Raw genomic sequence first — 12127 nt, 5'->3', positions numbered from 1 at the left:
GGCTCAGTGCAGCGAACCAGACAGTGGCCGCGCGCTCAGCTGTAGCGTCAGCGCGAGACCTTGCCGGCCTTGATGCACGAGGTGCAAGCGTTCACGCGCTTCGGCGTCCCGCCGACCACGGTACGCACACGCTGGATGTTCGGGTTCCAGCGGCGGGACGTACGGCGGTGCGAGTGCGAGATGTTGTTGCCGAAGCCCGGCCCCTTGCCGCAGACGTCGCAGTTGGCAGCCACGGGTCACTCCAAAGACTTCAGATGCACTTACGGTTGATCCCGGCATGCCGGGGATCGAGATCCTATAAGACCTGAATCTTGAGTGGCGCTGCCAGGGGAATGGCCCGATCGGATCGGGCAACCGGAGCAGCATACAACGGCTGCGCCCGTACAACGAAACTACCATGGCAGCTCAGACCCCTGTCCCCGGCCCTCTTCCGCGGGACACCGGTCCGGGGTCTACGCTGCGTGCCACGTCAAGCCAGCTCAGGGAGGCGCAGGTGACGCAGGTGCCGCAGACATTCCTCGATGCTCTCGCGGTGCGTACCTGGTGCGGTCTGGCGCTGCGGGCCCTGGGGAGGGCCCGTGAGGAGATCGACGCGATCAACGTCTATCCGGTGGCGGACGGTGACACCGGGACCAATCTGTACCTGACCCTGGAGTCGGCGGCGACGGCCGTGGAGGCGGTGTTCGCCGGGTACGAGACCGGCTCCGGGGAGCCCGCCCTGGCGGACGCCGTCCGGGCCATGGCCCACGGGGCGCTGATCGGGGCCCGGGGCAACTCGGGGACGATCCTCGCGCAGCTCCTGCGCGGGATGGCGCAGGTGCTCGCGGACGACGGTGACGCCTCTCACATCGACGGCCCGGAGCTGCGGCTGGCCCTGCGCCGGGCCGCCGACTCCGCCCGGCAGGCCGTCGCCCACCCCGTCGAGGGCACCGTGCTCACGGTCGCCTCGGCCGCCGCCGACGCCGCCGAGGGAGCCGAGGGCGACTGCCGGACGGTCGCCCGGGCCGCCTACGAGGGAGCGCGGGCGGCCCTCGCGGCGACCCCGGGCCAACTGGCCGTGCTGGAGCGGGCCGGCGTGGTCGACGCGGGCGGCCGGGGGCTGGTGGCGGTGCTGGGGGCGCTGGTGGAGGCGTTCACGGGGGAGGCGGTACGGGAACCTCCGGTACGTGAGCGTGCGGTACGCGAGCGTCCGGCACGCGAGCTTGCGGTACGTGAACTTCCGGTGCGCGAGTCCCTGCTGCGGGAGATCCCGCAGCCTCAGGGAGCCGTGTCCGTACCCGCGTCCGCTCCTGACGGCGACACACCCGCGCACGCGCGCCTGGCGGCCACCGAGCGGTGCGCCGACGAGGCCGGACCCGGCGGACCGGCCTTCGAGGTGATCTATCTCCTGGAGGCCGACGACGCGGCCGTGGCCCGGCTGCGCGCGCGGCTCGACGCCCTCGGGGACTCCCTGGTCGTGGTCGGCGGCGACGGGCTGTGGAACGTCCACGTGCACGTCGACGACGCCGGTGCCGCCGTGGAGGCCGGCGTGGAGGCCGGGCGGCCGTACCGGATCCGGATCACCCACTTCGGGCTCGGCGATGTGCACACCGGCCGCGAGCGCCCGCCGCGCGAGCGGGCCCAGCGGGCGGTCGTCGCCGTCGTACCCGGCGAGGGGCTGGCCGGGCTGTACGCCGAGTCGGGCGCGACCACCGTCCTCGCGCGTCCCGGTGAGCCGCCCGCCAGCGGGGAGCTGGTGCAGGCGGTACGGCGGGCCCACGCGCGGGAGGTCGTGCTGCTGCCCAACGACGCCGACCTGCGCCACACGGCCGCCGCCGCGGCCGAACAGGCCCGCACCGAGGGCATCCGCGTGGCCCTGATCCCGACCCGCTCGGCGGTCCAGGGCATCGCCGCGCTCGCGGTGCACGAGCCGGGGCGCCGGTTCGACGAGGACGTCGTCCAGATGACCTCGGCGGCGGGCGCCACCCGGTACGCCGAGGTCGTCGTCGCCGAGCGCCAGTCCTGGACGACGGCCGGCATCTGCCAGGCCGGGGACGTGCTCGGCCTGATCGACGGCGATGTCGCGGTGATCGGCGCGGACGTCACCGCCACCGCCCGCACCCTCCTGGACCGCATGCTCCAGGCCGGCGGCGAACTGGTCACGCTCGTCGTCGGCGACGAGGCGCCCGAGACCGTCGCGGCGCATCTGGAGGCACGCGTACGGGAGTCCTACCTGGCCGTGGACACGGTGGTGTACCGGGGCGGCCGGCAGGGGGCGCTGCTGCTCATCGGCGTGGAGTGACGGTGGGGACGGTTCAGCCCCGTTCGGCGTCCTCCCCGGCCCGCTTGTGTGCCGCCTCCAGCAAATGGGCCGCCTCTTCCCGCCGGGCCCGGGCCGTCTCGTCCCGCTCGCCCGCGCCCTCGTAGGCCGCGAGCACCCCGCGCGCGCGTGCCGCCGCCCGCGCCGGACGGCCGAGGTCCGCCTCCAGCCTGCCCGCGGCCAGTTCCGCGCCGGTACGGTGGTGCAGTCCGGCCGCACCGAGCGTCGCGAACACCGCCACGGCCCGGGACAGCTCCTCCAGCGCCGCCTCGAACGCGGCCCGGATCGCCGGGTCCCCGGCCTCCCCGGCCTCCTCAGCGTCCGCGGCTTCCTCGGGCGCCGAGCGGACCAGCAGCTCCGCGAACTGCCGGTGGGTGCCGCCCAGTTCGGTGGCCAGCTCCTCCCGGTCCGCCGCCTCCTCCGCCGCCGCCAGCGCCGTATCGCACTCCCGTACCGCCCGCGCCATCAGCGCACGCGCTTCCGCCGCCCCCGGCTCACCGTCGAGGGCGAGCCAGGCGCGGGCGCGCAGCGAGCGGACCAGGAACGGGGTGTTGCCGAGCGCGCGCCACAGTTCGCCCGCGCGGGCGTACGCGCGATCCGCCTCCGCCGCGAGCCCGGCGTTGCCCAGCGACTCCGCGGCGAGGTTGGGCGAGCGTGGCGTGGTCCTGCTGCTCGGGCCAGTGCCGGGCGAGGTCGGCGGCCTTGAGCCGCTGTTCGGCGGCGGCCCGGTGCTCGCCCAGCTCGCCCAGGCAGTCCCCGAGCCACCAGCGCGCCTGTACGACCGTCCCGTCGCCGTGTGTGTCGGGGCTGAGGTCGGCCAGCGCGGACTCCAGCACCTCGGCGGCCTCCGCGTACCGGCCCCGGCGCAGCAGGAACCCGCCGAGCTGCTGCCGCGCCCAGGCGCCCAGGGTGCCGCCCTCACCGGCCTCGTCGGCCCAGTGCGCGGCCTCCAGCGCGTGCTCGGCCGCCTCACCGGGGGCGTCCCGGCCACCGAGCACCTCGGCGAGCTGGAGGTGCAACTGCGCCCGTCCGACCGGCTCCACGTACGGCGCGCCGTGTTCGAGGGCCGCCCGCAGCGCCCGCTCGGCCCCGGCCAGGTCACCGGCCTGGTGGGCCAGGGCGGCGACCTGCACCTGGTACTCCACCGCGAACCAGGCAAGCCCGGCGGCCACATACGCGTCGGCGGCCCGCCGGAACGACTCCGCCGCCCGCCCGGCGTCCCCGGTCACCCCGGCCAACTCGCCGAGCATCGCCCACGCCTCGGCCCCCCGCGCCGCCAACCGCACGTCGCCGCCACCACGCCCGTCGACGAGCGCCAACACCTCCCGCACAGCGGCCTCGGCCTCAGCGACGGCCTGTCCGACGGCCGCCGCGGCGGCTTGCTCAGCGCTCGCTGAAACCTGCCCCGCGTCCGCCCGAGCCTCCACGGTGTCAGCCCCGGCCTCCCCGGTCTCCGCCGCGGCCTCCCCGGTCTCCGCCGCGGCCTCCCCGGTCTCCGCCGCGGCCTCCCCGGTCTCCGAGACGGCCGCCCCGCCCTCCCCGGGACCCGCCCCGGTGAGCCCCTCGAACTCCCGGCCCCCGTCGTCCCCGGCGCCCCCGCCCGCCGTCTGGTGCACCCGGCGCATCAGGACCCGGGCCCGGCTCATCGCCACCGACGCTGTCTGGCGTACTCCGGTGCCCTCGTCGGCGTACAGGGCGAGCGCCTTGTCGTACAGGGACGTGACCGTGGTGAGGGCCGTGTCCAGTTCGCCCGTCAGGGCGCGGATGTGCGCGCCACGCGCGCGTGCCGCCAGCGCCTCCCCGGGGTCGCCCGCCTCCGCGTACAGGGCCGCCGCTCGCTCGAACAGCCCCAGCCCCTCCGGTCCCCGGGCCATCGCCTCGTGGTCGGCGATCTCCGCGCGGTCGCGTGGCGTCAGGGCGGCGCCGTCCCGCGCGGCCCGTGCGACCGCCGCCCAGGCATCCAGGGCCTGCGGTCGCAGGGCGTCCGACAGGCGCCGCGCCTCGGCGAGCAGGGCGGGCAGGTCCGGTTCGGCGGAGGTGGACTGCGGCGAGGGGGCGACCGCCGGCGCCGGCGCGGGACGTACCGTACGCACGCCCAGCGGGAGGCGGTCCACCAGCGGGCGCTGGGCCATCCGCGCGCGGACGCGGTCGCCGACGGCGGACGTGCCGTTGCGCCGGTCGAACCGCTCGGCGAGCTCCGTCGCCTCCGCGCGCGCGTGCGCGGCGAGTTCCCGCGCGGTCCAGGTCCGGCCGGCCGGCCCCGGCACCCGCTGCTCGCCGTGCCCCAGCTCGGTCAGCCGGTCCATCAGCAGCGTCACCACGGCCATGAAGTCCAGCCGGCTGCGCGGATGCCCGGTGTCCGTGAAGTACGCCGGCCGCTCCGCCAGCAGCTCCAGACCGCGCGCCTCGTTCCCCGTCAGCGCGCAGAACTCCACATGCTCGGCGTACGCGCCCCGCATGCTCTCCATGGAGCGCACCAGCCGGAAGCCCCGCAGATGGTGCGCGCGGGCCTCCTCGACGCGGCCCAGCCGCAGCAGCGGTACCAGCGAGGAGGCGAGCACGTTGTGCGGCTCGTGGGCGCACGCGAACTCGCCCTCCAGCACCGGCCGCCACAGCTCAAGCGCCTCGGCGTCCCGCCCGCACCGCGCCTGCCAGTCGCCCTGCCCACGCAGCTCGCAGGCGTGGCAGTCGGCCATCCCGTCCCGGTCGGCGGCCAGCCACGCCGCGTACGCCCGCTCCGCGCGCGCGACGTCCCCGATGTGCGCGGCCACGCTGAACTCGGCACTGCGCACGGCCCGTTCGGAGTGCCCGGCGAGCCGGTAACGGTGCTCCATCTCGCCGAGCCACTTCTCGACCGAGGCGAGCGGGATGTGCGGCTGGTCCAGCATGCCCGCCGACATCCACTTGAAGACCCAGTACAGCGAGTGCGTCTCGTACGCGTCGAAGTCCTCGGGCCGTTCGTCCCACATGCGCAGCAGCCGCGCGAAGGGAACGAACATCTTGTCCTTCTCGGAGCTGTAGTTGTAGACCTTCAGCTGGTGCCCGAGCGCCTCGATCACGGCGAGCGGGATGTCCAGCTTCTCGGCCTCGGCGAGCAGCTGCTCCGCGCGCGCGTTGCGGGCCGGGCCCTCCGGCTGCTCGGAGTTCTCCGCCAGCGCCCGGCGCAGCGCGTCGAAGTCGGTGATCTCACTCATCGTCCGTCCCCCTCCCCGTGGGTCGCCCATTCGAGCAGCCCGATGAACGCCCGGTTGAGCAGCGCCGAGTCGGCCGGCCTGAGCGGGCGCTGCGCCATCAGCAGGGCCTGCCCGTACAGCGACTCGGTCGCGGTGCCGATCAGCTCCGGGTCGCCGAGCGAACCGATCCGCCGGACCAGCGGGTTGAGGTGGTTGAGCACCAGACGCGCGCGGGGGGCGCTGCCGCGCAGCGAGCCCAGGATGCCCGCCCACAGGTCGTCGGCCTGCTCCTCGGCCGCCGCTCGGGCCTGCTCGTGCCGGGCGGCCCGGTCGTCCAGGTGCAGCGCGGGCACGGACAGCGGGTGGAAGGCCCGCAGGACGACGTCACAGCCCAGCGGGTCGAGCCGGTCCCGCGCGGCGGCCAGGAACCCGGACAGCGCCAGCTCCTCCGCCGGGTCGACCGCGTCCAGGTGCGCGGTCACGGTGTCCGCGTCCAGCTCGGCGACCACCGTCCCCGGCCGCACCCGCGGCAGCGCCTCGACCAGCTCGCTGTCGTACGTGTAACCGCCGTTGACCACCCCGACGCCCTGCGCGGCGGCGATCGGCGCGACCTGCCGGTACTCCTCGACCGTCCGCGTGAAGTGCACCACCGGGTGCCGCCGCGCGAACTCCTCCAAGGAGAGCTGCCCGTCGGTCGTCTCGAACGGCAGCCACGGCAGCATCGTGCGCAGCATGCCGGCGTCGTGCCGGGCGAGGGACTTCACGCCCAGGTGGTGCACGGCGAGGAAGGCCGCGAGGCGCTCCGGATCACCGGCCGCGAGTCCGGTCAGCCAGGATCGGATCCGCGTCCCGAGCGCGTCCCGCACGGCGGCCAGCGTCTCGTCCTCGTACAGCGCCTCGCGCGAGGCGGTCGGCCGCAGGCTGTCGGTGTCCAGGACGCAGCGCACGAAGAACGCCCAGTCCGGCAGCAGTTGTTCGGCCCGCTCGGTGAGCAGCATGCCCTTCAGGTGCACGCGGTGCCTCGCCCGCTGGGCCGGGCTGACCGCCGAAGGCAGCACGTACGCCACCCCGCGCACCCCGGCCACCGGCATGTCCAGGTCGATGGAGTCCAGCGGGGTGAACCCGAACAGCTCACGGCAGTGCCGGGCCAGCGCCACCCGGCGGCCGGCCGGACCGGGATGGGCGCGGTCCCAGGGCGCGGGCAGCTCGGTGACGGGCTCGTCGCCGACCCGGACGTCGTACGGCAGCAGGGAACCGAAGTCCCGGGCCAGGGCGCGGACCCGTTCCGGCGCCAGCCACTCCGCCGCACCGGCCCGCGCGGTCAGGTACACGGTCGTGCCCGGCTCGGGCCGCTCGGCGTCGGGCAGCGTGCGCACGGTGTATGAGCCGTCGTCCCGGGCGGTCCACTCCACCGGCGGGGCCCCGGGCGTGCGGGCGCTGCGGCTGACCACCCGGATCCGCTCGGCGACGACGAAACAGGCCAGCAGCCCGATGCCGAACTGGCCGAGGAAGTCCGAGCGGGCCTCCTCCAGGCCCTCGGCCCGCTTGTAGCTGCGGCCGATGGTCGCCAGCAGACCGTGCACGTCCGGCTCGGTGAGCCCGACACCGGTGTCCTCCACCCGCAGCCCGCCGTCCGACGCGTACAGCCGGATCCGCGCCGGGGCGTCCGGTTCGGCGGCCCGGCGGGCGGTGACGGCGTCCACGGCGTTCTGCAGCAGCTCGCGCAGATAGACCTTGGGGCTGGAGTAGAGGTGGTGGGAGAGCAGGTCCACCAGACCACGCAGGTCGACCTGGAAGCTGTGAGGCGGAGGAGGTGATTGGGGTGGCTGGGGCGGCTGTGATGCCTGAGAGCTCTGGGAGTCCATCGTCACTGCGCCGGAGGGGGCGTGCGTACGGCGCGGGGTCGGGCGGTCCCGGCGGGGCGGTGACCGCGAAGGATGGCCGGAGCGCGCCATCCTAGGGCCGGAGCAGCCCAGCTGACCAGGAGTTTCCCTGATGTTTACGGCACCCGGCCGGGAATCCGCGCAGCAGGGTGTACGGCGTTGTCAGTGGCGTGGTGTGCAATGGATCTCGTGCCCGCACTGCAAGAACCGCTCAAGAAGGTGCTCGGCCCCGCCACCGCGAAGGTGATGGCCGAGCACCTCGGCCTGCACACCGTCGGTGACCTGCTCCACCACTACCCGCGCAGATACGAGGAGCGCGGGCAGCTCACGCACCTCGCCGACCTCCCCATGGACGAGCACGTCACGGTGGTCGCCCAGGTCGCCGACGCCCGCCTGCACACGTTCGCCTCGGCCAAGGCCCCCCGCGGCAAGGGCCAGCGCCTCGAAGTCACCATCACCGACGGCAGCGGCCGGCTCCAGCTCGTCTTCTTCGGCAACGGCGTGCACAAGCCCCACAAGGAGCTGCTGCCGGGCACCCGCGCGATGTTCGCCGGCAAGGTCTCCGTCTTCAACCGCCGCCTCCAACTGGCCCACCCGGCCTACGAACTGCTGCGAGGCGACAGCGAGGAGACCGTCGAGACCTGGGCGGGCGCCCTGATCCCGATCTACCCGGCGACCGCGAAACTGGAGTCCTGGAAGATCGGCAAGGCCGTGCAGACGGTGCTCCCGAGCGCCCAGGAGGCCCTCGACCCCCTGCCCGACACCCTCCGCGCGGGCCGCGGCCTGCTGCCGCTCCCCGAGGCCCTGCTCAGGATCCACCGCCCGCACACCAAGGCCGACATCGCCGACGCGCGCGCCCGCCTGAAGTGGGACGAGGCCTTCGTCCTCCAGGTCGCCCTGGCCCGCCGCCGGCACGCCGAGACCCAGCTCCCCGCCGTCCCCCGCGTCCCCAGGCCGGACGGCATCCTCGCGGCCTTCGACGACCGCCTCCCCTTCACCCTCACCGAAGGCCAGCGGAAGGTCTCCGAGGAGATCTTCGCCGACCTCGCCACCGCCCACCCCATGCACCGCCTCCTCCAGGGCGAGGTCGGAAGCGGGAAGACGATGGTGGCCCTGCGCGCCATGCTCGCCGTCGTCGACGCGGGCGGGCAGGCGGCCATGCTCGCGCCCACCGAGGTCCTGGCCCAGCAGCACCACCGCTCGGTCACCGAGATGATGGGCGAACTGGCCGAGGGGGGCATGCTGGGCGGCGCCGAGCACGCCACCAAGGTCGTCCTGCTCACCGGCTCCATGGGCACGGCCGCCCGCCGTCAGGCCCTGCTGGACCTGGCCACCGGCGAGGCCGGCATCGTCATCGGCACCCACGCGCTCATCGAGGACAAGGTCCAGTTCCACGACCTCGGCCTGGTCGTGGTGGACGAACAGCACCGCTTCGGGGTGGAACAGCGCGACGCCCTGCGCGGCAAGGGGAAGCAGCCCCCGCACCTCCTCGTCATGACGGCCACCCCCATCCCGCGCACGGTCGCCATGACGGTCTTCGGCGACCTGGAGACCTCGGTCCTCGACCAGCTCCCGGCCGGCCGCTCCCCGATCGCCAGTCACGTCGTCCCGGCCGCCGACAAGCCCCACTTCCTGGCCCGCGCCTGGGAACGGGTCCGCGAGGAGGTCGAGAGCGGTCACCAGGCGTACGTGGTCTGCCCCCGGATCGGGGACGAGGAGGACGATCCCAAGAAGTCCGGCCAGAAGAAGGCGCCCGAGGACGAGGCGGAGAAGCGCCCCCCGCTGGCCGTGCTCGACGTGGCCGACCAGCTCGGCCGCGGCCCCCTGAAGGGCCTGAAGGTGGAGGTGCTGCACGGCCGTATGCACCCCGACGACAAGGACGCGGTGATGCGCCGCTTCGCCGCGGGGGAGACGGACGTCCTGGTCGCCACCACCGTCATCGAGGTCGGCGTCAACGTCCCCAACGCCACGGCCATGGTCATCATGGACGCCGACCGCTTCGGCGTCTCCCAGCTCCACCAGCTGCGCGGCCGGGTCGGCCGTGGCTCCGCCCCCGGCCTGTGCCTGCTGGTCACGGAGATGCCCGAGGCCAGCGCGGCCCGCCAGCGCCTCAATGCCGTCGCCTCCACCCTCGACGGCTTCGAACTCTCCCGCATCGACCTCGAACAGCGCCGCGAGGGCGATGTCCTCGGCCAGGCCCAGTCCGGCGCCCGCTCCAGCCTGAGGGTCCTGGCGGTCATCGAGGACGAGGAGGTCATCGCGGAGGCGAGGCAGGAGGCGGCGGCGGTGGTCGCGGCCGACCCGGAGCTGACCGGCCTCCCGGCCCTGCGCACGGCCCTGGACGCCCTCGTGGACGAGGAGAGGGAGCAGTACTTGGAGAAGGGCTGAGGTGCAGCACCCCTGCCGCCTGCCAGACTGAATCCGTAACCATCCCCGAACAAGGACCGAAGATGACTCGCGTGATCGCCGGCCGGGCAGGCGGACGGCGCCTCTCCGTACCGCCCGGCACCGGAACCCGGCCGACCTCGGACCGCGCGCGCGAGGGCCTCTTCTCCACCTGGCAGTCCCTCCTCGGCGGTCCCCTGGACGGCGAGCGGGTCCTGGACCTCTACGCCGGCTCGGGCGCCGTGGGGCTGGAGGCCCTGTCCCGCGGCGCGGGCCACACGCTCCTCGTGGAAGCCGACGCCCGCGCGGCGAGAATCGTCCGCGAGAACGTGAAGAACCTGGGCCTTCCCGGCGCAGAGGTGAAAGCGGGCAAAGCGGAACAAGTCATCAGGACCGCGCCCCCCACCGAGCCCTACGACCTGGTCTTCCTCGACCCCCCGTACGCCGTCACGGACGACGATCTTCGGGAGATTCTGCTCACACTCCGCTCGGAACGCTGGCTCGCCGAAGAAGCCCTCGTCACCGTGGAGCGCAGCACCAGAGGCGGCACATTCCACTGGCCGGACGGCTTCGAGGCCCTTCGGTCCCGTCGCTACGGCGAGGGAACGTTTTGGTACGGTCGCGCCGCCTCTACGTGCGAAGACGCACGATGACCGGACCGGAGAGCGAGGGATCACAAGTGCGCCGCGCCGTCTGTCCCGGGTCTTTCGACCCGATCACCAACGGACACATCGACATCATTGCCCGAGCCTCCCGTCTCTACGACGAGGTCTACGTCGCGGTGATGATCAACAAGTCCAAGAAGGGCCTGTTCGAGATCGAGGAGCGGATCGAGCTGATCCGCCAGGTCACCGCCGAGTACGCCAACGTCCGGGTGGAGGCGTTCCACGGCCTCCTCGTCGACTTCTGCAAGCAGCGCGACATCCCCGCCATCGTCAAGGGCCTGCGCGCCGTCAGCGACTTCGACTACGAACTCCAGATGGCGCAGATGAACAACGGCCTCACCGGCGTGGAGACGCTGTTCGTGCCCACCAACCCCACCTACAGCTTCCTGTCCTCCTCCCTCGTCAAGGAGGTCGCGGCCTGGGGCGGCGACGTCTCCCACCTGGTGCCGGCCGAGGTCCTGGAGGCGCTGAACAAGCGTCTCGCCAAGGGCTGATGGGGCTACAGTCGTCCCGTCCGTCTCCAACCCGGCTGTAGAGAGTGGCGAGCACAGGTGGACGTGCAGAAGAAGCTCGACGAGATCGTCTCCGCGGTCTCCGGCGCCCGGGGCATGCCCATGTCGGCGTCGTGCGTGATCAACCGCGCCGAACTGCTCGCGATGCTCGAAGAGGTGCGCCAGGCGCTGCCCGGTTCCCTGGCCCAGGCTCAGGAACTGATCGGCGACCGTGAGCAGATGGTCGAGCAGGCCCGGCTGGAGGCCGAGCGGATCATCGAGAACGCGCACGCCGAGCGCGGCTCGCTGATCTCCGACACCGAGATCGCCCGCCGTTCCCAGGCCGAGGCCGACCGGATCCTCGCCGAGGCCCGCAAGGAGGCCGAGGAGATCCGCGCCGAGGCCGACGACTACGTCGACTCCAAGCTCGCCAACTTCGAGGTCGTCCTCACCAAGACCCTCGGCTCGGTCGGCCGGGGCCGGGAGAAGCTCCTCGGCACCGGTCCGGGCCTGGACGAGAACGGCTACGAGGACGAGGACGCCCCCGAGCGCAGCCAGGACCCGGAGACCCTGCGCCACAACGCCGACGCCTACGTGGACGCCAAGCTCGGCGCCTTCGAGGCGGTCCTCGCCAAGACCCTGGAGGCCGTCGGCCGGGGCCGGCAGAAGCTGCACGGCCGGATCGCCACGGACGATCTCGGCGCCCTCGCCGACGACACCACGACCTTCCAGCACTCCAGCGACGCCGACTACCTCGCCGACCTCGCGGCCCTCGCGGACAGCGACCGGGCGGCACAGCGGCAGCCCGAGCCGCCCCAGCCGTCGTACGAACCGCAGCCGGCCTACGGCTACCAGCAGGACCCGTACGCGGGCTTCCCGCAGCAGCCGGAGTACGCCCCGCAGCAGGACCCGTACGGCTACCAGCAGGCCGATCCCTACGCGTACCAGGGCTACGACGCCCAGCAGACCGGCTACGACCCCCAGCAGCCGCACCAGTCCGAGCAGCAGCCGCAGCACCAGGACCAGCAGGGTTACGCCCTGGACGAGACGAGCCTCTTCGACACGAGCATGATCAGCGCGGAGCAGCTCCGGGCGTACGAGCAGGGCCGGGGCCTGTAGCCCGGGCGGATTGGGCGCTGAGCGAAAGGTCCAGTATCCTGGCTGTTCGGTCGCGCGTATGTCCGCGATCACCGCTGCCCGGAACACCGACGGGTGGCGTCCCTTCGAGTTC

Annotated in this window: 9 protein-coding genes; 5 read left to right on the top strand and 4 right to left on the bottom strand. The window is 73.6% G+C overall.

Annotation, left to right across the window (positions count from 1 at the left end):
- Positions 1–47: 47 nt before the first annotated feature.
- The gene (rpmB, locus tag C3492_RS08890; protein ID WP_003993230.1) at positions 48–233 is read right to left on the bottom strand and encodes a 50S ribosomal protein L28; all 186 of its coding nucleotides are present in this window, start codon (positions 231–233) and stop codon (positions 48–50) included.
- Positions 234–493: 260 nt separating this feature from the next.
- Here rpmB and C3492_RS08885 point away from each other — a divergent pair, with 260 nt between their 5' ends.
- Positions 494–2281, top strand: a complete 1788-nt coding sequence (locus C3492_RS08885; protein WP_103811192.1) for a DAK2 domain-containing protein — start codon at positions 494–496, stop codon at positions 2279–2281.
- Positions 2282–2294: 13 nt separating this feature from the next.
- Here C3492_RS08885 and C3492_RS45490 read toward each other — a convergent pair whose 3' ends face one another.
- From C3492_RS45490 to C3492_RS08875, 3 genes are read right to left on the bottom strand one after another with little or no spacing between them, the layout of a single operon-like run.
- Complete coding sequence (locus C3492_RS45490; RefSeq protein WP_258055571.1) at positions 2295–2765, bottom strand: hypothetical protein; 471 nt, start codon at positions 2763–2765, stop codon at positions 2295–2297.
- Positions 2766–2793: 28 nt separating this feature from the next.
- Positions 2794–5493 carry a tetratricopeptide repeat protein gene (locus C3492_RS08880; RefSeq protein ID WP_258055569.1) on the bottom strand — a complete coding sequence of 900 codons (2700 nt, stop codon included), beginning with the start codon at positions 5491–5493 and terminating at the stop codon, positions 2794–2796.
- Complete coding sequence (locus C3492_RS08875; RefSeq protein ID WP_103811191.1) at positions 5490–7337, bottom strand: HSP90 family protein; 1848 nt, start codon at positions 7335–7337, stop codon at positions 5490–5492. Before C3492_RS08875 ends, C3492_RS08880 begins: the two co-directional genes overlap by 4 nt.
- A gap of 198 nt (positions 7338–7535) precedes the next feature.
- Between C3492_RS08875 and recG the strand changes: the two genes are divergently transcribed.
- The 4 genes from recG to C3492_RS08855 all read left to right on the top strand — a co-directional run bounded on the left by recG (position 7536) and on the right by C3492_RS08855 (position 12015).
- Positions 7536–9743, top strand: coding sequence for an ATP-dependent DNA helicase RecG (gene recG, locus C3492_RS08870; RefSeq protein ID WP_103811190.1), 2208 nt, complete (start codon positions 7536–7538; stop codon positions 9741–9743).
- 62 nt (positions 9744–9805) lie between these two features.
- Positions 9806–10393, top strand: coding sequence for a 16S rRNA (guanine(966)-N(2))-methyltransferase RsmD (gene rsmD / locus C3492_RS08865; RefSeq protein WP_103811189.1), 588 nt, complete (start codon positions 9806–9808; stop codon positions 10391–10393).
- A gap of 26 nt (positions 10394–10419) precedes the next feature.
- Entirely contained in the window at positions 10420–10899 is a 480-nt protein-coding gene (coaD, locus tag C3492_RS08860) for a pantetheine-phosphate adenylyltransferase (protein ID WP_181140288.1), read from the top strand.
- Between the two features lie 57 nt (positions 10900–10956).
- Positions 10957–12015, top strand: coding sequence for a cell division initiation protein (locus tag C3492_RS08855; RefSeq protein WP_103811187.1), 1059 nt, complete (start codon positions 10957–10959; stop codon positions 12013–12015).
- Positions 12016–12127: the final 112 nt, after the last annotated feature.

It is taken from the genome of Streptomyces sp. Ru62 (genome assembly GCF_002920615.1).
Taxonomy (GTDB): domain Bacteria; phylum Actinomycetota; class Actinomycetes; order Streptomycetales; family Streptomycetaceae; genus Streptomyces.
Note: the sequence above shows the minus strand (reverse complement) of the source record. Positions and strands in the feature narration are given on the sequence as shown.